Annotated in this window: 19 protein-coding genes and 1 other RNA gene; 17 read left to right on the forward strand and 3 right to left on the reverse strand. The window is 71.3% G+C overall.

The annotated features are described in order from the left end of the window. Nucleotides 1–46: 46 nt before the first annotated feature. Together smpB and ssrA are read left to right on the forward strand one after the other, a co-directional pair. Entirely contained in the window at nt 47–529 is a 483-nt protein-coding gene (smpB, locus tag ACFU3E_RS24400) for an SsrA-binding protein SmpB (protein WP_384161957.1), read from the forward strand. A 99-nt stretch (nt 530–628) separates the two neighbouring features. Beyond that, nucleotides 629–1017: a transfer-messenger RNA gene (ssrA, locus tag ACFU3E_RS24405) on the forward strand. A 48-nt stretch (nt 1018–1065) separates the two neighbouring features. Here ssrA and ACFU3E_RS24410 read toward each other — a convergent pair. The 3 genes from ACFU3E_RS24410 to ACFU3E_RS24420 all read right to left on the reverse strand — a co-directional run bounded on the left by ACFU3E_RS24410 (nt 1066) and on the right by ACFU3E_RS24420 (nt 5600). Then, entirely contained in the window at nt 1066–2067 is a 1002-nt protein-coding gene (locus ACFU3E_RS24410; protein WP_384161960.1) for a LacI family DNA-binding transcriptional regulator, read from the reverse strand. Further along, nucleotides 2067–4316 (reverse strand): alpha-xylosidase, encoded by a 2250-nt coding sequence (gene yicI / locus ACFU3E_RS24415; protein WP_384161963.1) that lies wholly within the window; start codon nt 4314–4316, stop codon nt 2067–2069. Before yicI ends, ACFU3E_RS24410 begins: the two co-directional genes overlap by 1 nt. A gap of 75 nt (nt 4317–4391) precedes the next feature. After that, nucleotides 4392–5600, reverse strand: coding sequence for an MFS transporter (locus ACFU3E_RS24420; protein WP_384161965.1), 1209 nt, complete (start codon nt 5598–5600; stop codon nt 4392–4394). Between the two features lie 249 nt (nt 5601–5849). Between ACFU3E_RS24420 and ACFU3E_RS24425 the strand changes: the two genes are divergently transcribed. The 15 genes from ACFU3E_RS24425 (at nt 5850) to ACFU3E_RS24495 (ending at nt 24163) form a co-directional block, all read left to right on the forward strand. Beyond that, entirely contained in the window at nt 5850–6095 is a 246-nt protein-coding gene (locus ACFU3E_RS24425) for a hypothetical protein (protein ID WP_384161968.1), read from the forward strand. A 12-nt stretch (nt 6096–6107) separates the two neighbouring features. Further along, nucleotides 6108–6956, forward strand: coding sequence for a hypothetical protein (locus ACFU3E_RS24430; protein ID WP_384161971.1), 849 nt, complete (start codon nt 6108–6110; stop codon nt 6954–6956). 113 nt (nt 6957–7069) lie between these two features. Then, on the forward strand, nt 7070–8035 hold the full coding sequence (locus ACFU3E_RS24435) for a LysR family transcriptional regulator (protein ID WP_384161974.1): 966 nt from the start codon (nt 7070–7072) through the stop codon (nt 8033–8035). Between the two features lie 168 nt (nt 8036–8203). Further along, the gene (locus ACFU3E_RS24440) at nt 8204–9187 is read left to right on the forward strand and encodes a hypothetical protein (RefSeq protein WP_384161977.1); all 984 of its coding nucleotides are present in this window, start codon (nt 8204–8206) and stop codon (nt 9185–9187) included. A 307-nt stretch (nt 9188–9494) separates the two neighbouring features. Next, complete coding sequence (locus ACFU3E_RS24445) at nt 9495–11687, forward strand: bifunctional polysaccharide deacetylase/glycosyltransferase family 2 protein (protein ID WP_384161980.1); 2193 nt, start codon at nt 9495–9497, stop codon at nt 11685–11687. Next, a complete protein-coding gene (locus tag ACFU3E_RS24450) occupies nt 11684–12883 on the forward strand; it encodes an acyltransferase (protein ID WP_384161982.1) in 1200 nt (399 codons plus the stop codon). Before ACFU3E_RS24445 ends, ACFU3E_RS24450 begins: the two co-directional genes overlap by 4 nt. 86 nt (nt 12884–12969) lie before the next feature. Then, nucleotides 12970–13929, forward strand: a complete 960-nt coding sequence (locus ACFU3E_RS24455) for a hypothetical protein (RefSeq protein ID WP_384161985.1) — start codon at nt 12970–12972, stop codon at nt 13927–13929. A 189-nt stretch (nt 13930–14118) separates the two neighbouring features. Beyond that, nucleotides 14119–15507, forward strand: a complete 1389-nt coding sequence (locus ACFU3E_RS24460) for an MFS transporter (protein WP_384161988.1) — start codon at nt 14119–14121, stop codon at nt 15505–15507. 116 nt (nt 15508–15623) lie between these two features. Continuing rightward, nucleotides 15624–16775 carry a uroporphyrinogen-III synthase gene (locus tag ACFU3E_RS24465; RefSeq protein ID WP_384161991.1) on the forward strand — a complete coding sequence of 384 codons (1152 nt, stop codon included), beginning with the start codon at nt 15624–15626 and terminating at the stop codon, nt 16773–16775. Nucleotides 16776–17060: 285 nt separating this feature from the next. Then, nucleotides 17061–17651: a CGNR zinc finger domain-containing protein gene (locus ACFU3E_RS24470; protein ID WP_384161994.1), complete on the forward strand. Its 591-nt coding sequence runs from the start codon at nt 17061–17063 to the stop codon at nt 17649–17651. 352 nt (nt 17652–18003) lie between these two features. Further along, nucleotides 18004–18525, forward strand: a complete 522-nt coding sequence (locus ACFU3E_RS24475) for a sigma-70 family RNA polymerase sigma factor (RefSeq protein WP_010039908.1) — start codon at nt 18004–18006, stop codon at nt 18523–18525. Then, nucleotides 18525–19355: an anti-sigma factor family protein gene (locus ACFU3E_RS24480; protein WP_384161997.1), complete on the forward strand. Its 831-nt coding sequence runs from the start codon at nt 18525–18527 to the stop codon at nt 19353–19355. Before ACFU3E_RS24475 ends, ACFU3E_RS24480 begins: the two co-directional genes overlap by 1 nt. A gap of 126 nt (nt 19356–19481) precedes the next feature. Beyond that, entirely contained in the window at nt 19482–21779 is a 2298-nt protein-coding gene (locus tag ACFU3E_RS24485) for a HelD family protein (RefSeq protein WP_384162000.1), read from the forward strand. A 331-nt stretch (nt 21780–22110) separates the two neighbouring features. Beyond that, nucleotides 22111–23544, forward strand: coding sequence for an NAD-dependent malic enzyme (locus tag ACFU3E_RS24490; protein ID WP_384162003.1), 1434 nt, complete (start codon nt 22111–22113; stop codon nt 23542–23544). A gap of 337 nt (nt 23545–23881) precedes the next feature. Continuing rightward, nucleotides 23882–24163 carry an HU family DNA-binding protein gene (locus ACFU3E_RS24495; RefSeq protein WP_003990598.1) on the forward strand — a complete coding sequence of 94 codons (282 nt, stop codon included), beginning with the start codon at nt 23882–23884 and terminating at the stop codon, nt 24161–24163. Nucleotides 24164–24236: the final 73 nt, after the last annotated feature.

Raw genomic sequence — 24236 nt, forward strand, 5'->3', positions numbered from 1 at the left:
TCGGCTTTCCGCCAAGCCCCTCCGTAGTGCGAAAATGGTCGGCACTATGGCTAAGGAAAAAGGGCGCAAGCTGATCGCGCAGAACAAGAAGGCGCGGCACGACTACCTCATCATCGACACCTACGAGGCCGGCCTGGTCCTCACCGGGACCGAGGTGAAGTCCCTGCGTCAGGGACGGGCGTCGCTGGCCGACGGCTTCGTGCAGCTCGACGGGCAGGAGGCGTGGCTGCACAACGTGCACGTGCCGGAGTACAGCCAGGGCACGTGGACCAACCACAGCGCCCGGCGCAAGCGGAAGCTGCTGCTGCACCGCGCGGAGATCGACAAGCTGGAGTCGAAGTCGGGGGAGACGGGTCACACCATCGTGCCCCTGGCGCTCTACTTCAAGGACGGCCGGGCCAAGGTCGAGATCGCGCTGGCGAAGGGCAAGAAGGAGTACGACAAGCGTCAGGCGCTCCGTGAGAAGCAGGACCGTCGGGAGACCGACCGCGCGATCGCGGCGGTGAAGCGGAGGCAGCGCGGGGCGTAGGGAATACGCTGGCACCGACCTGCGTTGGTCACGTACGATGGTGTCTGCACCCCACGGCGGGTGCGTGCCCCTCTGCGGAGGGGATTGTCAACACAACATGGGGATGATCGGTTTCGACAGCGGCTGTCGAAGCAGGGGAAGCGTGTCGAGGAAGCGGCAATGATCTCGTAAACCATATGTCGCAAAAAATAATCGCCAATACCAAGCGCGATTCCCAGTCCTTCGCCCTCGCTGCCTGATAAGCAGTGACTGAAGGACCCTAAATGGGTGTCAGCCCGGGAGTGTTCCCGGCCCGGATCCTGGCATAATCTAGGGAACTAAACCATCGAGCCCGGTCACGGGGCTCGATGGGAAATCAAACAGTGACTGGGCCCGTCGGCGACTTGTTCGCGTGATCGCCGGGGCCGAGAAAATCGCAGCGAACTGCACACGGAGAAGCCCTGATTCTGCACCGTTGGACGCGGGTTCGATTCCCGCCATCTCCACTCATCCCATGTGGGCAATGGCCCCGCCGCTTCCGAGCGGCGGGGCCTTTGTCATGCGTGGCGCGTACTCGACCGTTCCGTCAGTCGTGGCGGCAGGAGGGTCTTGTCCGGGACCGGGGCGCCGTGCAGCTTTCGCATCAGCAGTTCCACCGCGCGGGTGCCCAGTTCGTCGGCCGGCAGGGACACCGACGTGACCGGGACGCGGGGCGTCGCTGCCAGGTCGTCGGGGCAGACGGCCGTGACGGAGAGGTCGGCGGGGACGCGCAGGCCGAGGTGCTCGAACGCGGCGATCAGGGGCGCCAGGAGAGGTTCGTTGTGGACGACCACGGCGGTGAGGGCGGGGTGCTCGCGGAGTAACCGCTCGGCGAGCCGCGGGGCCGCGCCGGGGTCGGGGTCGCCCGGGTGGACGGAGGAGGCCAGGCCGTGGTGGGTGGCGGCCGTGGTGAAGCCCTGCATGAGGTGATGGGCGTAGGCCGTTCTGCGGAGGTAGACCTCCGGGGGAGAGCCGACCAGGGCGACCGTCCGGTGACCCAGCTCCGCCAGGTGGTTCACGCAGGTCTCGCCCGCCGCCCTGAAGTCCAGGTCGACGCAGGTCAGGCCGCGCGGGTTCGCCGGGACGCCGATCACGACCGACGGGCGGTCCAGGGAGCGGAGCAGGGGGAGGCGGGAGTCGTGGAGTTCGACGTCCGTCAGCAGCAGAGCGTCCACCGAAGCCGTGCCCAGGGCGCGTCTCAGGCCCTCCTCGGCCTCCTCCTGGGTGAGGAGCAGGACGTCGTGGTCGTGCGCCCGGGCCGTCGTCACCACCGACACCGCCAACCGCATCATCACCGGGACGTGCACACCGGGGCGGAGCGGCGCCGCCAGCGCCACGACGTTCGGGAGCCCGCCGGCCAGGGCGTGGGCGCCCGCGTGGGGGCGGTAGCCCAGGTCGCGGGCGGCCGCCTCGACGCGCCGCCGGGTCTCGTCGGAGATCGGCCGCTTGCCGCTCAGCGCGTAGGAGACGGTGCTGGGGGAGACCCCGGCCCGTCGTGCCACGTCCGTGATCCTGACCATCAGTCCAGCTCCAGCGTGAGGTGGGCCGTGCCGGGGGGCGCCTGGACCTCGCGGTCGCCCGCGGCCAGGCTCCAGGCGGTCGTCGGGGCGGCGCACGTCGCCCGCAGGGTGTTTCCCTCGCGGACGACCGTGAAGGTCACCCGCCCGACCGGCACCGTCACCTCGTCGCCGGGCTCAAGGCCGTACGCCCGCAGCGTCACCCCGTCGGCGTGGTCGTAGTCCGGACGGTCGTCCCGCGCGCCGACCGGGATCACCGCGCCGGGCCGGACCAGCAGCGGCGCGCTCAGGAAGCCGTGGCGCTCGCGCACCCAGCGCGGTCCGGTCACCGTCTCGCCGGTGACGAAGTGGGTCCAGCTTCCCCCGGGGACGTAGTACGTGACGTCGCCCTCGTCGCTGAACACCGGGGCGACCAGCAGGTCCGGGCCGAGCATGTACTGCCGCTCCAGGTGCGCGCACCCCGGGTCGTCCGGGAACTCCAGCACCATGGCCCGCATCACGGGCAGGCCCTCGGTGTGGGCCGTGCGGGCCGTCTCGTACAGGTAGGGCATGAGGCGGAGTTTCAGCCGGGTGAAGTGGCGGGCCACGTCGACCGCCTCCTCGTCGAACTGCCAGGGGACCCGGTAGGAGCTGCTGCCGTGCAGGCGGCTGTGCGAGGAGAGCAGCCCGAAGGCCAGCCAGCGCTTGAACAGGGCCGGCGTGGGGGTGCCCTCGAAGCCGCCGATGTCGTGGCTCCAGAAGCCGAAGCCGGACAGGCCGAGGGACAGGCCGCCCCGCAGCGACTCCGCCATCGACTCGTACGTCGCCTCGCAGTCGCCGCCCCAGTGCACGGGGAACTGCTGGCTCCCCGCCGTCGCCGACCGTGCGAAGAGGACGGCCTCGTCCTCACCGCGGTGCTTGCGCAGCACCTCGAAGACGGTGCGGTTGTACAGGTACGTGTAGTAGTTGTGCATCCGCTCCGGGTCGGAGCCGTCGGACCAGACCACGTCGAGGGGCACCCGTTCGCCGAAGTCGGTCTTGAAGCAGTCGACGCCCTGCGCGAGCAGCGCCTCCAGCTTGGCGGCGTACCAGTCACGGGCGGCCGGGGAGGTGAAGTCGACCAGGGCCATGCCGGGTTGCCACATGTCCCACTGCCAGACGCCGCCGTCCGGGCGCTTCAGCAGGTGCCCGAGCGCCTTGCCCTCGGCGAACAGCGGGGAGCGCTGGGCGATGTACGGGTTGATCCAGACGGAGACGCGCAGGCCGCGGGCCTTCAGCCGGGCCAGCATGCCCTCCGGGTCGGGGAAGACGCGGGGATCCCACCGGAAGTCGCACCAGTGGAACTCGCGCATCCAGAAGCAGTCGAAGTGGAAGACGGAGAGGGGGAGTTCCCGCTCCTCCATGCCCTCGATGAAGGACGTCACCGTCTCCTCGTCGTACGAGGTCGTGAAGGACGTCGACAGCCACAGGCCGAACGACCAGGCGGGCGGCAGGGCCGGGCGGCCGGTCAGGGCCGTGTACCTGCGCAGGATGTCCTTCGGGGTGGGGCCGTAAATGACGTAGTACGTCAGCTCCTGCGTCTCCGCGCTGAACTGCACCCGGGAGACCACCTCCGAGGCGACCTCGAAGGACACCTGGCCCGGGTGGTCGACGAAGACGCCGTAGCCCGCGTCCGTGAGGTAGAACGGCACGTTCTTGTAGGCCTGTTCGCTGCACGTGCCGCCGTCGGCCTGCCAGATGTCGACGACCTGGCCGTTCTTCACCAGCGGGCCGAAGCGCTCACCGAGGCCGTAGACGGACGTGCCCACCGACAGGACCAGCTGTTCGCGCAGGTGGTGCGCGCCGGAGGCGTCCCGCATGATGCCCGCGCTCTTGTGGCCGCTGCTGGTGAGCGTACGGCCGTGCGCGAGGAACTCGACGTGCCAGGGGACGCCGCGCGCCAGCCGGACCGACAGGGCGCCCGAGGTCAGCGTCGCGTGCTCGTCGTCGCAGGAGATCTGTGCGGTGGTGCCCGACGCCGAGAGCTCGAACTCGGGGCCGCAGGGATCCCCGCCGGTGAAGTGCGTCAGGGTCAGGCCGATGACGTCGGGCATGGGGGAGTGCGCCTTGACGGTGAGAACCGGGCCCGTCATCAGGTCGCCGCGGGAGCGGATGAGCCGCGTCGGCGCGTGGATCTCCAGTGCGCCGTCCGACTCGGTGATGTCCAGGACCTGGGCCGGGTGGGCCGCGGTCACGCCCTCGCGCAGGAGCCAGTAGCCGTCGGTGAACTTCATGGGGGGTCCCTACTCTCCCGGCGCATGATGTCGAAGCGCTTCGACGATCTAACGTATGCGGGTGGCGTGAGGCCGTCAATGGGATGCGAGACACTTGGTGAAGCGATTCGAAGCGCTGCGCAGGGACAACGCCAGGGCTACGGCCGCCGCCGTCACCGGGACCACGTAACCCGCCGTCGGCGAGAGGTGCTCCACCGTCCAGCCCCCGATCGCGTTACCGCAGGCGATGCCGCCGAGCAGACCGGTCACCGCGAGGGTCATGCCCTCGTTCAGCCGGCCCTCGGGGGTGCGCTGCTGGACCAGCGTCATGGTGGTGACCATCGTCGGGGCCGTCGCCATCCCGGAGACCAGCAGTGCGGCCGCCAGGACGAGGAGCGAACCGGTGAGGGCCGCGGCCAGCAGCGGCAGCGCCAGCAGCGCGGCCATCGCGGCCACGCACCAGGGCAGCCGGGCCGCGGCCGGCCCGGTGGGTTTCGCGGCGCCGTACAGCAGGCCCGCCGCACAGGAGCCCGCGGCCTGGAGCGCGAGCACGGCCCCGGCCGCCGACTGCCGCCCCTGCGCGTCGGCGAACGCCAGCGTGACGACCTCCGTCGCGCCGAAGACGCCGCCCATCGCCAGGCAGACCGCGAGCAGCGGGGGGATGCCCGGGGCACGCAGGGGCGCCCTGCCGGGTATGTGCGGGCGGACCGGGGGCTCCGTCGCGCGCTGGGTCGTGAACAGGACCATGCCGGTCAGCAGCAGCACCGCGCCCACGAGGGTGCCCGCCTCGGGGAAGAGGGTTCCGCACAGGAGGGCCGCGAGCACCGGGCCCAGCATGAAGCACAGTTCGTCCGCCGCCTGCTCGAAGGAGTTGGCGGTGTGCAGCGCCTTCGGGTCCCCGGCCAGCAGATGTGCCCAGCGGGCCCGGGACATGCCACCGGTGTTGGGGGTCGTCGCGGTGGCGGCGTAGGAGGCGAACAGGGTCCAGTCCGGGGCGTCGTGGCGCACGCACAGCAGCAGGGCGAGGGAACCGAGGACGGCGATCACCGTGGCGGGCAGGGCGGCCCGGGCCTGGCCGTGCCGGTCGACGAGCCGCGCGATCCACGGCGCGGCCAGCGCGGTCGCCGCGAGTCCCGTCGCCGTGACGGCACCGGCGAGGGCGTACGAGCCCCGGGTCCCGGCGATCATCACGACCGCGCTGACACTGAGCATGCCCATCGGCAGCCGGGCGATGAGGTTGCCTGCGGTGAACGCGCGGGCGCCCGGGAGGCGGAACAGGCGGCGGTACGGGGAGAGTCGCGGCATGCCTCCACCGTCGCCCCGGGATGATCAAGCGGTCCAACACCTGTTCCGTGCGCAGTCACGCACCCGGGTTGTGGATCCGTGACCAGAAGGCCGAAACGCCATGGCGGAAAACATTCGCTCCTTGTTCTTCATACAGAGATATAGAGATTCCTCATGCTCCTCATGGCGCATGGAAAAGATGCTCATTCGGGAAAATCCTTCACTCGTTTGCCGCGCATCCGCCGAAGTGGGCCGACGGTTAGTCGGTACATGACCGAGGCGACCAGGAAAGACGGCTGGGCGGTAACGCTCGGCCCGTACACCTACATTCCCGCTCCAGCGCACTCGTCGGCGACAGTCAACGGGACGCTCACCAGAGGGGGTTGCCCGGTCACGTTGCAGGTGAGCGAGCCGGTTCTGCGTGATTTCATCAACGTCATGAGCACCTTGGAAAAGGATCTCGCCCGACGGTGGATCAGTGCGACGGATTGGCCCGCTTTCGCGCTTGCCGAATAGTCGGGTCACGGTATGTACGACAAAGTAGAGGGCACCGGACGGCATCGGGCTCCGGACCGGGACTTCATCACTCCCCTGACGCCTCCGGACCCGACCTGGGACCCCGCCGAGGAACTGGCGTTCATCCTCGAGGAGGCCCTCGGGGAGCAGGCGGCGAGGATTCCCGGCCCCCGGGACGAAAACCGGGTCCCGGCGCCGGCGCCGGTGCCGGCCTCGGTCGCGGACCCGGCACCGGCTTCCGCCCCGGGCACCCACATGCGGCGACTCCAGGACATCACCGAGGAACTGCCGCCCGTCCGGGACGTCCCCCGGCGCCACCGCAAGGTCCGCACCCGCAAGGCCGCGGGCGTGCTCCGCACCACCAGCTTCCTCGTCGCCGCCCTGGCGGCCGTCATCGCCTCCGCGGTGAGCCTCCTGAGCGGCATGGTCGCCTACGACCCGCTGCGCCTGGTCGCCGTGTCTCCCGCGGCGCGGGGTCTGCGCACCTGGTGGCCCCTGCTGGTGTACGGGCCCTGGCTGGTGGGCTCCCTGTCCGTACTGCGGGCCGCGCTGCACCAGCGCCGTGCCGTGCACTCCTGGTGCGTGGTCCTGGTCTTCTCCTGCATCGCCGTACTGCTGTGCGTCGTCCAGGCGCCCCGGACGATCCTCGGCACCGCGGCGGCCGCCCTGCCCGGCCTCGCCGCCCTGGCGTGCTTCCAGCAGGTCGTCCGTCAGATCACCCTGACCAGGCCACCGATGCGGTCGGTACCTCGTCATCGGGTGGGTCAGGCCGCCCCGGCGGGGGTCGCGGACGGCCAGAGGACTGCGGACGGCATGCGAACGGGCGGGGGCGAGACACCCCGCAGGGACATCGGCCCCTGAACCCCGTCGCCACCCGGCCCCCGATCCCCGGACGCCACCGCCCCTCGGCCCCCGGCGGCCCCGGCTCCCGGCGGCCCCGCTCCCGGTGCCCCCGGCCGCTGTAGGTTCACCGCATGCCCGCGCACCTCGACTCCCGCCTTCTGCGTGCCTTCGTCACCGTTGCCGAGGAGTTGCACTTCACGCGGGCCGCCGTGCGGTTGCACGTGGCTCAGCAGGCGCTCAGCAGGGACGTGCGGCGGCTGGAGCGGGAGCTGGGGGCCGAGTTGTTCGTGCGGACCACCCGGCAGGTGACGCTCACCCCCGACGGGGAGCGGCTGCTGCCGTATGCCCGCCGGGTGCTCCGGGCGCAGGACGAGCTGCTCGCCGCCTTCGACCAGGCCCGGCCGCTGCTGGTCGACCTCAACTCCCCGGGCCTGGTCACACCGCGCCGTGTACTGCACGAGGCGCGTGAACTCGCCCCTCGCCATGAGCTGATGGCCCGCTACGAGAGCGGCCTGACCGGAGCCGCCGGTGAACTGCTCGCCGGCCGGCTGGACGCGTCGTTCGGACGGTTCGCCGGACTGGACCCGGCGCTGCGGGCCGGGCTCGACCACCAGCCCGTGCGGTTCGAACCGATGGCGGTCGTACTACCTGAGGACCACCGGCTGGCCGCGTGGGAGTCCGTGCCGCTCGCCGAGCTGGCCGGCGAGAGCGTCTACGCGGGCGCCGGCAACCCGCGCACGCCGGAGTGGACCGGGCTCGCCCGGCTGCTGTTCGAGGGGCGGGGCATCGAAATCGCGCCACCCGCGCCGCTGGCCGTCGGAGAGGAGGAGTTCCAGCGGATCATGGCCAGAACGCGCAACCCGATCCTGGCCGTCGTGGAGTTCCCGGCCCCGCCGTCGACGGTCGTCCGGCCCCTGGTCGACCCGGTCCCGATGTCCCCCGTCTCCCTGGTGTGGCGCAAGGGCCTGGTCCACCCCGCGTTCGACGCGCTGCGCCGGGCGGCAGCCCGCCTGGCTGCGGAAATGGGCTGGCTGCGCAGGCCCGCGGGTGCCTGGGTGCCGGCCGGAGACGATGTCCTCATGGCGTCTCACGGTTGACACGATTCGATACGGCGCCCACACAAAACCTGCGCGTGCGCTACATTCGACGCCTGAGCACGGTGTGGTAAGTGGGGGGGCGCTCGGACGGGTGGGGGCCCGATCCGACGGCGGGTGCTCAGGTCGCTAGCGCACCCTGAACCATCCCGTGGGGGGAAGTGCGTGCGCGTGAAAGAGTGGCGAGAAGACGCCCAACCCGAGTGGCCCGAGGCCGCGACGGCTACCGGGGAACTCCCGTCGGACGGCAGAGTCGGTGACGGGAGAGCCACGCAGGTCCACCCCGGCCGTGATCTCCGGACGACCGGCCGGCGGCTGCCCGCCGGGACGGAGATACTGCGCGGCATTCCCCGCCAGAGCGACGGCGAGGCCGACTCGCTCGCCGCGGAAGCGCGGCACCGGACCGCGGTCCGCGACCCCTGGCAGGAGGAAGCCGAAGCCGAACCGTCGGCGGACGCCTCCGACGCGCCAGGCCAGACCCACGACCCGCACGAGGTCACCGTCCAGCTCGACGCCGTGCAGCTCGGGGACGGCTTCCTGCGGCAGGCCGACGAGGGCCCGGGGGCCGAGGCCGCCGACCGGCCCGTCTTCGTCGACGAGTCGGGCCGCCGCAGCCGCCGCTTCCGCCGGATCGGCATGGCCATCGCCCTGGCCTGCGGTGTCTACGCCGTCGTCATCGTCGCCACGCTGCTGTCGGGCAACTCCAACGCCCCCTGGCTGCCCGTGCCGACCAAGGAGGACAACCCGCCGGCCGGGCAGGTCGACTCCCCGCCGCTGCCCACCGAGTCGGCACCGACCGGTGACACCGGCGCCACCGCACCGGGCAGCGCGCCCGCGACCGGCGAGGCCACGGCCCCCGCGCCCGGCCCCAGCGCCGCCGTCCCCGATGCCACCGCCGGCCCCGGTCGTCCCGGCACATCCGCCGAGCCCTCGCCGACCGCGACCCGGACCACCCCGGCACCGGGCCCCAAGGCCACCGAACCGGCCCCGGACGAACCGGCGGACCCGCCGAGCACGCCGGTCACCGACCCGACACCGACGGTCGAGCCCACGCCCGCGCCCACCGAGACGACGGGCACCGGCGGCGACGGAGGCACCGTCGCGGAGGGCCCGGCCGAGCCGCAGCCCGTCGCCGAGACGCCCGCCGAAGCCTAGACCGCGCCACCGAGGCGCGTCGCCGCCCGGACAGCGTTCGCGCGCAATGCGGCGCCCGACGCTCCGGGCGCCGCACCACCGCCCTTCCGGCCGGGCGCCTGAATCCTTCACCCGGCCCGGCCCGGCCCGGTCGGCCGGAAGAAAACCGATCCCTCCGGGCCGGGGGCACCTCGCGCACCCGCTCCGACCGGCCCGCCCCGCTCGCGCAGCCGAGTCTCCCCGGCCGGCCGGACCCGTCCCCGCTCCACCGTCCGCGGCCTCCGTCCCCGTACCACCCCATCCCGCACCACCCGGAGTACCACCACCCATGGCATCCCGTACCCGCCGTTCCGGGCCCGCGTCCCGAGCCCGTGGCGGCTCCAGGCGCCGGCGCCTGCCCATGCGTCTGTTGCTGCCCCTGCTCGTTCTCGTCGCGCTGGGGGCGATGCTCATGCTGCGCGGCTACGTGCACAGCGAGGTCCTCGCCGACCACCGCGTCGGGCCGCCCACGGCGAACGACCGCGTCCCGAAGGACATCCTCGAGGGCGGCCCCGTCATCGACACCCGGGGAGGCAAGCCGGCCAGCCTGGACCTCCCGGACCACGAACTGGTGCTGACCTTCGACGACGGACCCGACCCGAAGTGGACGCCCAAGGTCCTCGAGGTACTGAAGAAGCACGACGCCCACGCCGTCTTCTTCATCACCGGCACCATGGCCTCCCGCTACCCGGACCTCGTCCAGCGCATGGTCGACGAGGGCCACGAGATCGGGCTGCACACCTTCAACCACCCGGACCTGTCGTTGCAGAGCAAGAGCCGGGTCGACTGGGAGCTGTCGCAGAACCAGCTCGCGCTGGCCGGAGCGGCCGGCATCCGCACCTCGCTGTTCCGCCCGCCGTACTCGTCGTTCGCCCAGAACATGGACAACAGGACCTGGCCGGTCACCGAGTACATCGGCAGCAAGGGCTACATCACCATCGTCAACGACACCGACAGCGAGGACTGGCGCAGGCCCGGGGCCGAGCAGATCATCCGCAACGCCACCCCGAAGAACGGCAACGGTGCCATCGTGCTGATGCACGACTCCGGTGGTGACCGCTCCCAGACCGTCGCCGCCCTCGACCGGTACGTCTCCGGGCTGATGGACAAGGGCTACCGCTTCCGCACCCTCACCGCCGCCCTCGACGCCCCCAGCGCGCACACCCCGGTCGCCGGGCTGGAGTCGCTGAAGGGCGAGGCGTGGGTCTTCCTGGTGCAGGCGTCCGAGAAGGTGACCGGGGTCCTGGTCGCCGGCCTCGCCGTCGTGGGTGTGCTGGTCTTCGGGCGGCTGGGGCTGATGCTGATCCTCTCCGTGGCGCACGCCCGCCGCGTCCGGCGCAGCGGCTTCCGCTGGGGCGAACCCATCACGGAACCGGTGTCCGTCCTCGTGCCCGCCTACAACGAGGCCAAGTGCATCGAGCAGACGGTCCGTTCGCTGGTCGCCAGCGACCACCCCATCGAGGTGCTGGTCATCGACGACGGCTCCAGCGACGGCACCGCCCGCATCGTCGAGAACCTGGGACTGCCCGGCGTACGCGTCGTCCGCCAGCTCAACGCGGGCAAGCCCGCCGCCCTCAACCGGGGCATCGCCAACGCCCGGTACGACCTCATCGTGATGATGGACGGCGACACCGTCTTCGAACCGACCACCGTCCGCGAACTCGTCCAGCCCTTCGGCGACCCGCGCGTCGGCGCCGTCGCGGGCAACGCCAAGGTCGGCAACCGGGACTCGCTCATCGGCGCCTGGCAGCACATCGAGTACGTGATGGGCTTCAACCTCGACCGCCGCATGTACGACGTGCTGCGCTGCATGCCCACCATCCCCGGCGCGGTCGGGGCGTTCCGGCGCAGCGCACTGGAACGCGTCGGAGGCATGAGCGACGACACGCTCGCCGAGGACACCGACATCACCATGGCCATGCACCGCGACGGCTGGCACGTGGTGTACGCGGAGAAGGCCGTCGCCTGGACCGAGGCCCCGGAGTCCGTCCAGCAGCTGTGGTCCCAGCGCTACCGCTGGTCGTACGGCACCATGCAGGCCATCTGGAAGCACCGCCGGTCCCTCGTCGAGCGGGGCCCCTCGGGCCGCTTCGGCCGGGTGGGCATGCCGCTGGTGTCGATGTTCATGGTCGTGGCGCCGCTGCTGGCCCCGTTGATCGACGTGTTCCTGCTGTACGGGCTGGTGTTCGGCCCCACCGAGAAGACCATCGGCGCCTGGCTGGGCGTCCTCGCGGTGCAGGGGGTGTGCGCGGCCTACGCGTTCCACCTGGACAAGGAACGCATGACCCACCTGATCTCCCTCCCGCTCCAGCAGCTCCTCTACCGCCAGCTCATGTACGTCGTCCTGCTCCAGTCCTGGATCACCGCCCTCACCGGCGGCCGGCTGCGCTGGCAGAAGCTGCGGCGCACGGGCGCGGTGGGCCTGCCCGGGGGCGGTTCGGCCGAGACCCGGCCGCAGATGGACGGGAGGCCGGTCGGATGACCGCGCACACGCTCCCGCTGGCCGAGGCCGCGCCGAAGGAGCCGGCCTCCGCCGGGAAGCCCGGCCGCGACCGGTACTTCGACCTGCTGCGGGCCCTCGCCCTGTTCCGTGTCGTGCTGTACCACCTGACGGGCTGGGCCTGGCTGCCGCTGGTCTTCCCGTCCATGGGCGTGATGTTCGCGCTCGCCGGGAACCTCATGGCCCGCTCGCTGAAGCGCCCGGCCGTACAGGTGATCCGCGGCCGGATGCGCCGGCTGCTGCCCCCGCTGTGGCTGCTCGGCGTCGTCGGCGTCACCGGCATGGTCCTCCAGGGCTGGGGCCCGGACGCGGACGGGCACCCCGGCTGGTGGTGGCTCCACCTCACCTTCTGGATCGTCCCGCTCAGCGACCCGCCGTACGCCGAGGGGCTGCCCGGCGTCCACGGCTTCATCGGCGAGAACTGGGCCGCGGACCTCGCGGGCCCGCTGTGGTACATCCGTGCCTACCTCTGGTACGTCCTGCTGTCCCCGGTGCTGCTGAAGGCCCTGCGTGCCCTGCCGGTCGTCACGATCCTCGCGCCGATCGCCCTGGCCGTCGCCCTCGAGCAGGGCTACCTCGCGCTGCCCGGGGAGCGGTTCCCCTCGGCGCTCACGGACTTCTCCACCTTCGGCGCCTGCTGGATCCTCGGCATGGCCTACCAGGAGGGCATCCTGCGGCGGCTGCCGCGCTACATCGTGCCGTCCGTCGCACCCGTCATCGCCCTGGCCGGTCTCTGGTACGCCCTGCACCACGGCTTCGGCACCGGCAACGACCTGGACAGCATGCCGCTGGCTCAGGCCCTGTGGTCCTTCGGCACGGTGTTCCTGCTGCTGCACCTCAGCCCGTCCTGGACCGAATGGCCGCGCCGGCTGCGCCCCTTCGCCGGGACGATCACGCTGCTCAACTCGAGGGCCGTGACCATCTACCTGTGGCACAACACCTGCATCCTGATCGCCGCCACGCTGTGGGACCGGCTCTGGGGCTTCCCCGTGCTGGAGCAGAACGTGCCCGGCCTGCTGGAGAGCGTCTGGCCGGTCCTGTTCCTGGTCTGGGTCCTGATCGGCTGCTGCGTCCTGGCCTTCGGCTGGGCGGAGGACCTGGCGGCGAAGCAGAAGCCCCGGTTGTGGCCGACGGGGGAGCCCCGGGTGAGGGCTCGCGGGAGCCGGAGGCGCGCCTGACGGGACCGCGTTCCCCCGGGCCCTTCCGTTGTGGAAAACTGCCCGGGTTGCGCTGGTGAACGAAGTGGTCGGCGGGAGCGGTGGGGATGAGCAAGCGGCAGACACGGAAGATGCTGCGGCTGATGGCGAGCGGGGAACCGGTCGAACTCACCAGCCCGATGGCGTCCGTGAAGAAGCTCGCCCGGCTGGCCTTCATCGCCCAGCAGTTCGGCTACGAGTACGCCGACGTCCGCCAGAGCAACGGCCGCAACGGCGCGCTCACCATGCTGCTTCTGCCCGACCCCAGCCCGCAGGCCCGGGCCTGGGCCGGGCAGAACTGGGCGCAGTACCCGGGCGCGGCCGACGGGATCTCCCTGCCGCCCCTCGTGCCGGACGCGTTCGAACTCCTCAAGGCCCGCATCAACTTCGACCTCACCGGCAAGAACGCCGAGAAGCGCATGGGGTACGGGGCGCTGGGCGTCACTGCCGGCTGTGTGATCCTCGGCTTCCGTTTCGGAGGCGAGTCCACCGACTTCGTCGCGGCCGGTGTGGTGTGGCTGCTGCTCATGGCGGTCTTCGGGATCGGCCTGGTCGTGACGCGCAAGCGCAACGCCAAGTTCGCGGCCCGGTTGCAGGCGGCCGGGTTCATGCCGGTGAGCGACGAGACCGGCCGGCTGCGGTATCTGCCGCCGGGGGCGCAGCTGCCCGGGCAGGGCAATCTCTTCGCGCAGCAGGCGCCGGGGCCCTATGCCCAGCCCGCGCCCGGCCCCTACGGCGGCCAGCCCGCGCCCGGCCCCTACGGCGGTCAGCTCGCGCCCCCCTACGCGGGTCAGCCCGCACCGGCACCGTACGCCGGTCAGCCCGCACCCGCACCCGCACCCGCACCGGCACCGTACGCCGGTCAGCCCGCGCCGGGCCCATACCCAGGTCAGCCCGCGCCGGGCCCGTACCAGGGCCAGCCCGCCCCCGGCCCCTACGGCGCGCACCCCCCCGGCCCGTACAGCCAGCCGTACCACCAGCCTCACCCCCACCAGCAGAACCCCCACTGGCAGCCCCCGCAGCGCTGACGCCCCCGCCCTCTGTCCCGCCCTCAGGCAGAGGGCGACCCACACGACCTCTCATCCGCCCTCTCCACCGGGTGAGAGCAAATTCCCTTTCCGGTCATCCGGTGCCACAGCCCGGAAACGAGCCCTCCCTACCTTCGTGACCAGCCACTGGCAGTGCGACCTGAGCCCGGAGAACCGTGGAGGCCTGAGATGACAGCCCCGACCCCCGTCAGTACACCCCCGAAGGGGTCTCGCTGGATCGAGCAGTGGGATCCCGAGGACGAGACCTTCTGGGAGTCGGAGGGCAAGCACATCGCCCGCCGGAACCTGACCTACTCGGTGATCTCCGAGCACATCGGATTCTCCGTATGGAGCATGTTCTCGGTGCTCGCCCTGTTCATGGGCCCCGAGTACGGCATCGACCCCGCCGGCAAGTTCTTCCTCGTCGCCGTCGCCTCCCTGGTCGGCGCCTGCCTGCGGGTGCCCTACGGCTTCGCTGTCGCCCGCTTCGGTGGCCGGAACTGGACCATCTTCAGCGCGGGTCTGCTGCTGGCGCCGACCACGGCACTGCTGTTCGTGATGGAGCCCGGCACCTCGTACTCCACCTTCATGCTGGTGGCGGTCCTCACCGGTGTGGGCGGGGCGAACTTCGCCTCGTCCATGACCAACATCAACAACTTCTACCCGCTGCGCCTCAAGGGCTGGGCCCTCGGCATGAACGCGGGCGGCGGAAACATCGGCGTCGCGGTCGTCCAGCTGCTGGGTCTGCTGGTCATCGGGCTCGTCGGTGCCGGTCACCCCCGTCTCCTGCTGGCGATCTACATTCCGCTCATCATCCTGGCGACCGTGCTGAGCGCCCGCTACATGGACAACCTCGCGCCGGTGCGCAACGACACCGGGGCGGCCAAGGAGGCGGTGAAGGAGGGGCACACCTGGATCATGTCCTTCCTCTACATCGGCACCTTCGGCTCGTTCATCGGCTACAGCTTCGCCTTCGGACTCGTGCTGACGAACCAGTTCGGCCGTACGCCGCTGCAGGCGGCCGCCCTCACCTTCATCGGTCCGCTGCTGGGCTCGGTGATCCGGCCCATCGGCGGGCAGCTCGCCGACCGGATCGGCGGTGCCAAGGTCACGCTGTGCAACTTCGGGCTCATGGCCGTCGCCACCGCGGTCATCGTCACCGCGTCGGTGCAGGAGTCCCTGCCGCTGTTCATCGGCGGGTTCATCGCCCTCTTCATCCTCACCGGCATCGGCAACGGCTCCACGTACAAGATGATCCCCGGCATCTACCGCGCCAAGGCCGCGGCCAAGGGAATGACCGGTGAGGGCGCGGCGATCTACGCCCGCCGGCTGTCCGGCGCCTCCATGTCCCTCATCGGCGCGGTGGGCGCCCTCGGTGGCCTCGGCATCAACCTGTCGCTGCGCCAGTCCTTCCTCACCGTCGGCTCCGGAACCGGTGCCTTCATCGCCTTCCTCGCCTACTACGGCGTCTGCTTCGTGGTCACCTGGGCCGTATACCTTCGCCGCCCGGCCGCCTCGGAGACCCACGCCACCTCGGCGACCGAGGCGAAGCCGCAGCTCAGCTACGCGGAGGTGTGACGTAACACCAGCGACATCAAGCCGATCCGGGCCTGTCACGAGCCGTTGACAGGCTCGATCGGCATGTAGGTACGCCGTACCCACGAAGTACGACGACTGGATGCGGGACGAGAGCCATGTACGAGGAAGAACAGCGACCGGACCACGGACCCCTGGCGGGTTTCACCGTGGGTGTGACGGCCGCGCGCCGGGCCGATGAGCTCGGGGCGCTGCTGCAGCGACGCGGAGCCGCCGTCCTGCACGCCCCCGCCCTGCGCATCGTGCCCCTCGCCGACGACAGCGAACTGCTGGCCGCGACGAAGGAGATCACCGAGCAGGTACCGGACATCGTCGTGGCCACGACCGCGATCGGGTTCCGGGGCTGGGTCGAGGCCGCCGACGGCTGGGGACTGGGGGAGGAGCTGCTGTCCCGGCTGGGCGGCGTACGGATCATGGCGCGCGGGCCGAAGGTCAAGGGCGCGGTGCGGGCCGCCGGGCTGACGGAGGAGTGGTCGCCGTCGTCGGAGTCCATGGCGGAAGTGCTGGACCGGCTGCTGGAGGAGGGCGTCGACGGTCTGCGGATCGCGATCCAGCTGCACGGTGAGCCGCTGCCCGGCTTCGTGGAGGCGCTGCGCGAGGGCGGGGCCGAGGTGGTCGGGGTGCCCGTCTACCGCTGGATGCCGCCGGAGGACATCGGCCCGGTGGACCGTCTCCTCGACGCGACGGTTTCCCGGGGCCTGGACGCGCTCACGTTCACCAGCGCCCCTGCCGCTGCCTCCCTCCTGTCCCGGGCGGCGGACCGCGGACTGCTCGACGAGGTCCTGGCGGCGCTGAGCCACGACGTCCTGCCGGCCTGCGTCGGACCGGTCACCGCTCTGCCCCTGCAGTCCCGCGGCATCGACACGATCCAGCCCGAACGCTTCCGGCTCGGCCCCCTGGTCCAGCTCCTCTGCCAGGAACTCCCCGCGCGGGCCCGCTCCCTCCCCGTCGCCGGGCACCGCGTGGAGATCCGCGGCCACGCCGTCCTGGTCGACGGCCACCTCAAACCGGTCCCGCCCGCCGGTATGTCCCTCCTGCGCGCCCTGTCCCGCCGCCCCGGCTGGGTCGTCGCCCGCGCGGACCTCCTGCGCGCCCTCCCAGGATCCGGCCGTGACGAACACGCGGTGGAGACCGCCATGGCCCGCCTCCGCACGGCCCTCGGCACGCCCAAGCTGATCCAGACAGTGGTCAAACGGGGCTACCGCCTGGCCCTGGACCCGACCGCGGAGACGAAGTACGCGGACGCGTGAGCCCGCCCGGAGGTTGAGCCGGAACACGCCGGATACCGGCCCGGGGTGGAGCGGCCTTCCTCCCCCGGGGCGTCCGCGTGCGTCCGGCCGCCGGGTGTGATGCCCGGCTCCGGGCGTGGCCTGAGCGCGGGTCCCCCAGGCCACCCGTCGCGGCGAGGTGTGTGCGAGGGGTTTCCGGCGTCGTGGCGGGCAGGCAATGTAAGAGGGAACGGTTTACCGGACCTCTCACTGGCGTCTCACCGAAGCCCTCGCGACCGGGGTGAACCCCTAGGCGGTGACAGGCACATGGCACTGGGTACGGCCACGGCCCCCTACGAGCTGAGGTTCGATGCCGGGCGGATCTGCCTGGACCTGCTCTCCACCACGCACCCGGAGGAACGGCTCGACTCCGTCGACGTGCTGCGCGCCTGGATCATCGGCTCCGGACTCGTCCCGGCGGACACCTCCCTGGCCCACGCCGACACCGGCTGGCTGCCGGCCTTCCGTGAACTGCGTGCCCAGATCGACCGGTTGGTGCGCAGCCGGCCGAGACCGGGCGTCGCGACGTACGACCTGGCCCTGGCCCGCGTCAACGACCTGGCCCGCACCGCGCCCCCGGCCCCGCGCGCGGTCCGCGGCGAAGACGGCCAACTGCTGCGGCGGTTGGATCCGCCCGGTTGCGCCGCCCTGCTCGCGGCCGTCGCCCGGGACGCCGTGGAGCTGCTGACCGACCCCGTCGCCCGCGCGGCCCTGCGTCAGTGCGAAGGCGACAACTGCCCCATTGTGTACCTCGACACCTCCCGGGGGCGCAGGAGGCGCTGGTGCTCCAGTGAGGTCTGCGGGAACCGCGAACGCGTCGCCCGGCATCGTCGCCGTGCGGCACTCGCCCGCGCGTGAAACGGAATTGAGTGGTCCGTGCACTCAATTCCCCTGTCCTAAATGCGACTTCTGCGACCGCGCTGTCGAAGTGATTTCGATTACACGTCGTTTACCTACGCCACCGTAGGGAAGGCCTGGCTTGATCTTGCCGATGTGGCGGAAATGTAAAGAACGCGGGGTGGGAATGTGACCTCATGTCCCGCTCGTCACGTCAATCCGAAGAAATCTGCCGGGTCTCTTTGAACGCCCAACCGCTCGCGTCCGTACGGCATGTGGAGCGACCGACTGGGGGAACCCCCGGACACCGGAGGTGGGCGTGCGCAAGGATTCCGTCGTGGCCAATGAACGTGCACCGAGGGCCCGACATCGCATGTCCCAGCCCTCGGAACCCGATGAGGAGCTGATGCGTGCGCTCTATCGCGAACACGCCGGACCCCTGCTTGCGTATGTCCTGCGCCTGGTCGCCGGAGACCGGCAGCGCGCCGAGGACGTCGTGCAGGAGACGCTCATCCGTGCCTGGAAGAACGCCGGTCAGCTCAATCGGGCGACCGGATCGGTACGCCCCTGGCTGGTGACGGTCGCCCGGCGCATCGTCATCGACGGCCACCGCAGCCGGCAGGCCCGGCCGCAGGAGGTCGACCCGTCGCCGCTGGAGGTCATCCCCGCGGAGGACGAGATCGACAAGGCGCTGTGGCTGATGACTCTCTCGGACGCACTCGACGACCTGACGCCCGCCCACCGGGAGGTGCTCGTCGAGACGTATTTCAAGGGGCGTACCGTCAATGAGGCGGCCGAGACCCTGGGCATACCCAGCGGAACCGTCCGCTCCAGGGTGTTCTACGCCCTGCGTTCGATGAAGCTGGCACTGGAGGAGCGGGGGGTGACGGCGTGATGAGTGTTTACGGGGGTAACCAAGGGTTCGGTACGGGAGGCATGGGTATGTCTGGTCCCATGCAGGAATCTCCGGTGCCGAACGAGCACGAGACCGTCGGTGCCTACGCCCTCGGCATCCTCGACGACGCCGAAGCGACCGCTTTCGAGGCTCACCTCGCGACCTGCGAATGGTGCGCCCAGCAGCTCGACGAACTGGCCGGCATGGAGCCGATGCTCGCCGCCCTCGCCGACCTGCCCGGCTCCGGCAGCACCCCCGCGATCGGCGAGTCGCTGTCCGCGAAGCCCCGGCCGCGCCTGGTCGAGAAGCTGGTCGACGAGGTCGCCGACCGCCGCGCCCAGAAGCGCCGCCGCAGTTTCTACATGGTGGCCGCGGCCGGCGCGCTGATCATCGGCGGCCCGTTCGTCGCGGTCGCGACGAACGGCGGTGGCGACAGCGGGGGCGCGGAGAACCGCACGGTCGCGGCGAGCCCCGCCAAGGCGGCCTTCGACGGCATCTCCGACAAGATCACGGCCACCGACCCGAGCACCAAGGTCTCCGCGACCGTCGCAGTCCAGAAGAAGGACTGGGGCACGGGCATGGTCCTGGAGCTGAAGAACGTCAAGGGCCCGCTGAAGTGCGCCCTCATCGCGGTCGGCAAGAACGGTGAGCGCGAGACCCTGTCCTCCTGGTCCGTCCCGGAGTGGGGCTACGGCCTGCCGGACGCCAAGTCCGACAAGGCCAAGGAACCCCTCTACGTCCAGGGTGGCGCCGCCTTCGAGCCGAACGAGATCGACCACTTCGAGGTCGTGACGTTCGACGGCAAGCGGCTGGTCGAGGTCGACGCGTAGGCCTGTCCGGTCGTACGGCAGGCGCCATGGGGGTAAATGGTCCCGCGCCCGTCGGCCCGCCCGTAGCTTCCAGGGGCCCCCTTCGCGTACGGTTGACGGCTGCCCAGCACGTCAGAAGGGGGCCCGGTGGCCGTTCAGGCTCAGAGACAAGGCGCGGTCGGTTCGGTGCACGACTCGGTACGTGACCGGGAGATCCGCGTCGAACAGGAACACCTGGACCGGGTGTACCGGCGCCTCGAGGAGAAGATCCACGAGGCGGAGTTCCTCATGCAGGACGCGGCCCGGCGCGGCCAGGTCGGCACCCCCGGCGCACTCGCCGAGCGGGACGCACAGGTCTTCCGCGCGGGCATCCACCTCAGCCGGCTGAACAACGAGTTCGAGGACTTCCTCTTCGGCCGTATCGACCTGCTGACCGGCAAGGACGGCAAGAAGGGCCCCGACGGGGCGTACACCGCGATCGAGCCGGCGGACGGGGCCGTACGCCCCGACAACACCGCCGACATCGCCGAGACCCTGCACATCGGCCGCATCGGCGTCCTCGACCAGGACTACGCGCCGCTGGTCATCGACTGGCGGGCCCCGGCGGCCGCCCCTTTCTACCGCTCCACCCCGGTCGACCCGGGCCGCGTCGTCCGCCGCCGCGTCATCCGCTCCAAGGGCCGCCAGGTGCTGGGTGTCGAGGACGACCTGATGCGCCCCGAGCTGACGGCCCACCTCGACGGCGACGAGCTGCCCGTCATCGGCGACGGCGCCCTGATGGCCGCGCTCGGCCAGGCCCGCAGCCACACCATGCGCGACATCGTCGCCTCCATCCAGGCCGAGCAGGACCTGGTCATCCGCGCCCCCGCCGCCTCCGTGACCTACGTCGAGGGCGGCCCCGGCACCGGCAAGACCGCCGTGGCCCTGCACCGCGCCGCCTACCTCCTCTACCAGGACCGGCGCCGCTACGCCGGGGGCATCCTGATCGTCTCGCCGACCCCGCTGCTCGTCGCCTACACCGAGGGCGTGCTCCCCTCCCTCGGTGAGGAGGGCCAGGTCGCCATCCGCGCCATCGGCTCCCTGGTCGAGGGCAGCGAGGCCACGCTCTACGACTCCCCGTCCGTGGCCCGCGCCAAGGGCTCCTCCCGCATGCTCAAGGTGCTGCGGAAGGCCGCGCGCGGCGCCCTGGAGCTGAACGATCCACCGGCCCGGCTGCGCGTGGTCGCCTTCGGCCGCCGCCTGGAACTGGAGGCCCGGGAGCTCGACGGCATCCGCCGCGCCGCCCTCGGCGGCACCGCCCCGGTGAACCTGCTGCGCCCCCGCGCCCGCAAGCTCCTCCTGGACGCCCTGTGGGAGCAGTCCGGCGCGGCCGGCCGGCACACCGACCCCGAGCTCGCGGCCGAGCTGCGGTCCTCCTTCGACGAGGACATCACCTCCGAGGACGCCTTCATCGGCTTCCTCGACGCCTGGTGGCCGGAGCTGACCCCCGCGGCCGTTCTGGACGCCATGGCCGACGAACGGCGCCTCGGCCGCTGGGCCCGCCGGATCCTCAACCCCGGCGAGGTCCGCAAGGTCGCCCGCTCGCTGCGGCGCGAGGGCCGCACGGTCCACGACATCGCCCTGCTCGACGAACTGCAGGCCGTCCTCGGCGCCCCGGCCCGGCCCCGAAGGAAGCGCGAACTCGACCCGCTCGACCAGCTCACCGGCCTGGAGGAGCTGATGCCGGTGCGCGAGGAGTCGCAGCGCGAGCGCGCCGAACGCCTCGCTCAGGAGCGCGTCGAATACGCCCACGTCATCGTCGACGAGGCCCAGGACCTCACCCCGATGCAGTGGCGCATGGTCGGCCGCCGCGGCCGGCACGCCACCTGGACGGTCGTCGGCGACCCCGCCCAGTCCTCCTGGTCCGACCCGGACGAGGCCGCCCAGGCCCGCGACGAGGCCCTCGGCACCCGCCCCCGCCGCCGCTTCGAGCTCACGGTGAACTACCGCAACCCGGCCGAGATCGCCGAGCTGGCCTCGAAGGTCCTCGCCCTCGCCATGCCCGGCTCCGTGTCGCCGAAGGCGGTCCGCTCGACCGGCGTCGAACCCCGCTTCACCGTCGTCGAGGACACGCTGGGCGCGACCGTCCGCGACGAGGCGGCCCGGCTGCTGGAGCGCGTCGACGGCACGGTCGGCGTGGTCGTCGCCATGCAGCGCCGCGAGGAGGCCCGCCGCTGGCTCGCCGGCCTCGGCGACCGGGTCGTGGCCCTCGGCAGTCTGGAGGCGAAGGGCCTGGAGTACGACGCGACGGTCGTGGTCTCCCCGGCCGAGATCGCCGACGAGTCCCCGGCCGGCCTGCGTGTCCTCTACGTCGCGCTGACCCGGGCCACCCAGCAGCTCACGGTCGTCTCGGCCGACCGGGACGAGCCCGACGCGGCGGGAGTTCCGGACCTGCTCAGGGACTGAGGCCCGTTACCCACTTGTCGGCGAAATGAACTACCGGTACGGGAATGGCCTTACGGGATCTGTTTGTTAGCCTGGATGTGGCACCGGCTCGATCCAAGCCCCCGGGCCCAACCTTCGTCGCTACGAGCGACCACTTGCCGCGAGGCGAGCATGGCGGGCCGGTGCCGCTTACTTCCGAAGAGACCCACGTCCACGTGACGTGGGTCTCTTTTTGTCGGCCCGTTCCGCGAACAAAACGTTCGCAATTGAGGGCGGCTACCTGCTACTCAGCGGTAGGTGCGACGATCGGACGGCACAACTCAGCGTCAGGTGAAAGCAGAGGAAGTCGGCCATGGCAACGGCGCCCAGCGTCTCCTACTCGATGACGGTCCGGCTGGAGGTGCCCGCGAGCGGAACCGCCGTCTCGCAGCTCACCACCGCCGTGGAGTCCTCCGGAGGCTCGGTGACCGGCCTCGATGTCACCGCCTCCGGTCACGAGAAGCTCCGTATCGACGTCACCATCGCGGCGTCGTCGACCGCGCACGCGGACGAGATCGTGGAGGAACTCCGCGGCATCGAGGGCGTCACGCTGGGCAAGGTCTCGGACCGGACCTTCCTCATGCACCTCGGCGGCAAGATCGAGATGGCGTCCAAGCACCCCATCCGCAACCGTGACGACCTGTCCATGGTCTACACGCCGGGCGTGGCCCGCGTGTGCATGGCGATCGCCGAGAACCCCGAGGACGCCCGCCGCCTCACCATCAAGCGCAACTCCGTTGCGGTCGTGACGGACGGCTCCGCCGTGCTGGGCCTGGGCAACATCGGCCCCAAGGCCGCGCTGCCCGTCATGGAGGGCAAGGCGGCCCTCTTCAAGCGGTTCGCCGGCATCGACGCCTGGCCGATCTGCCTCGACACCCAGGACACCGACGCGATCGTCGAGATCGTCAAGGCGATCGCCCCGGGCTTCGCGGGCATCAACCTCGAGGACATCTCCGCCCCGCGCTGCTTCGAGATCGAGGCCCGGCTGCGCGAGGCCCTCGACATCCCGGTCTTCCACGACGACCAGCACGGCACCGCGATCGTCGTCCTCGCCGCCCTGACGAACGCCCTTCGTGTGACCGGCAAGGCGATGGAGAACATCCGCGTCGTCATGTCCGGCGCCGGTGCGGCCGGTACGGCCATCCTGAAGCTGCTGCTCGCGGCGGGCGTCAAGAACGCCGTCGTCGCCGACATCCACGGTGTCGTGCACGCGGGCCGCGAGGACCTGGTGGACGCCGCCCCGGACTCGGCGCTGCGCTGGATCGCCGACAACACCAATCCCGAGGGCCTCACGGGCACCCTCAAGGGGGCCGTGCACGGCGCCGACGTCTTCATCGGCGTCTCGGCCCCGAACGTTCTCGACGGCGAGGACGTGGCCGCCATGGCCGACGGGGCGATCGTGTTCGCGCTCGCGAACCCGGACCCCGAGGTCGACCCGGCAATCGCCCGCCAGACCGCAGCCGTTGTCGCCACCGGCCGCTCGGACTTCCCGAACCAGATCAACAACGTGCTGGTCTTCCCGGGTGTCTTCCGCGGTCTGCTGGACGCGCAGTCCCGGACCGTCAACACCGAGATGATGCTGGCCGCCGCGAAAGCCCTCGCGGACGTGGTGACCGAGGACGAGCTGAACCCGAACTACATCGTCCCGAGCGTCTTCAACGACAAGGTCGCGGGCGCGGTCGCCGGCGCCGTGCGGGAGGCCGCCAAGGCGGTCGGCGCGGCGGCGGGCAGCCCGTCCGGCGTCTGAGGCCGAGGCCGTCCGGTCCCCCTCGGGGGACCGGGGCCGTCGGCCGGGACTGTGAGTAACCCCACGGCGGCCCGGAACCCGGCGCGTCGCAAGAACCCTGTCAGCAGCGCAGCTATCGTGGCGCCAGGCTCAGGCCCTCTTTTCGTGTGACTCCCCAAGGGTGTTCTCACGACTCCTGCCGGTGCCGGATTGGCTTTCCCGCCGCAGGTAGGGGCAGGATGCGTCCCTGGGCGCGAGGGTCTGACGACGGACCCGGGTCCGGGGACTCATCGAGGACCCTGGCAGCATCGGCTTCGATCTGACGCCTCAACGGCAAGATGAACACGGGAGTAACAACATGAACCGCAGTGAGCTGGTGGCCGCGCTGGCCGACCGCGCCGAGGTGACCCGCAAGGACGCCGACGCCGTGCTGGCCGCGTTCGCCGACGTCGTCGGCGACATCGTCTCCAAGGGCGACGAGAAGGTCACCATCCCCGGCTTCCTGACCTTCGAGCGCACCCACCGTGCCGCTCGCACCGCCCGCAACCCGCAGACCGGCGAGCCCATCCAGATCCCCGCCGGCTACAGCGTGAAGGTCTCCGCGGGCTCGAAGCTCAAGGAAGCGGCCAAGGGCAAGTAACCCTGCCGTTCGTACGCCGACGGTGTACGAACCCAGTGAGTGACCTCAAAGGGGCGGCCACCCGAACCGGGTG

The organism is Streptomyces sp. NPDC057424 (genome assembly GCF_042803315.1).
GTDB lineage: Bacteria > Actinomycetota > Actinomycetes > Streptomycetales > Streptomycetaceae > Streptomyces.

What these genes read in the sequence shown, in the direction of transcription:
- ACFU3E_RS24420 (WP_384161965.1), bottom strand. Translation starts at nt 5,600, where the DNA reads ATGCCGCGACTCTCCCCGTACCGCCGCCTGTTCCGCCTCCCGGGCGCC.
- ACFU3E_RS24490 (WP_384162003.1), top strand. Translation starts at nt 22,111, where the DNA reads ATGGCAACGGCGCCCAGCGTCTCCTACTCGATGACGGTCCGGCTGGAG.
- ACFU3E_RS24495 (WP_003990598.1), top strand. Translation starts at nt 23,882, where the DNA reads ATGAACCGCAGTGAGCTGGTGGCCGCGCTGGCCGACCGCGCCGAGGTG.
- ACFU3E_RS24430 (WP_384161971.1), top strand. Translation starts at nt 6,108, where the DNA reads ATGTACGACAAAGTAGAGGGCACCGGACGGCATCGGGCTCCGGACCGG.
- ACFU3E_RS24425 (WP_384161968.1), top strand. Translation starts at nt 5,850, where the DNA reads ATGACCGAGGCGACCAGGAAAGACGGCTGGGCGGTAACGCTCGGCCCG.
- ACFU3E_RS24460 (WP_384161988.1), top strand. Translation starts at nt 14,119, where the DNA reads ATGACAGCCCCGACCCCCGTCAGTACACCCCCGAAGGGGTCTCGCTGG.
- ACFU3E_RS24445 (WP_384161980.1), top strand. Translation starts at nt 9,495, where the DNA reads ATGGCATCCCGTACCCGCCGTTCCGGGCCCGCGTCCCGAGCCCGTGGC.
- ACFU3E_RS24450 (WP_384161982.1), top strand. Translation starts at nt 11,684, where the DNA reads ATGACCGCGCACACGCTCCCGCTGGCCGAGGCCGCGCCGAAGGAGCCG.
- ACFU3E_RS24435 (WP_384161974.1), top strand. Translation starts at nt 7,070, where the DNA reads ATGCCCGCGCACCTCGACTCCCGCCTTCTGCGTGCCTTCGTCACCGTT.
- ACFU3E_RS24455 (WP_384161985.1), top strand. Translation starts at nt 12,970, where the DNA reads ATGAGCAAGCGGCAGACACGGAAGATGCTGCGGCTGATGGCGAGCGGG.
- ACFU3E_RS24480 (WP_384161997.1), top strand. Translation starts at nt 18,525, where the DNA reads ATGAGTGTTTACGGGGGTAACCAAGGGTTCGGTACGGGAGGCATGGGT.
- ACFU3E_RS24465 (WP_384161991.1), top strand. Translation starts at nt 15,624, where the DNA reads ATGTACGAGGAAGAACAGCGACCGGACCACGGACCCCTGGCGGGTTTC.
- ACFU3E_RS24475 (WP_010039908.1), top strand. Translation starts at nt 18,004, where the DNA reads ATGTCCCAGCCCTCGGAACCCGATGAGGAGCTGATGCGTGCGCTCTAT.
- smpB (WP_384161957.1), top strand. Translation starts at nt 47, where the DNA reads ATGGCTAAGGAAAAAGGGCGCAAGCTGATCGCGCAGAACAAGAAGGCG.
- ACFU3E_RS24410 (WP_384161960.1), bottom strand. Translation starts at nt 2,067, where the DNA reads ATGGTCAGGATCACGGACGTGGCACGACGGGCCGGGGTCTCCCCCAGC.
- ACFU3E_RS24470 (WP_384161994.1), top strand. Translation starts at nt 17,061, where the DNA reads ATGGCACTGGGTACGGCCACGGCCCCCTACGAGCTGAGGTTCGATGCC.
- yicI (WP_384161963.1), bottom strand. Translation starts at nt 4,316, where the DNA reads ATGAAGTTCACCGACGGCTACTGGCTCCTGCGCGAGGGCGTGACCGCG.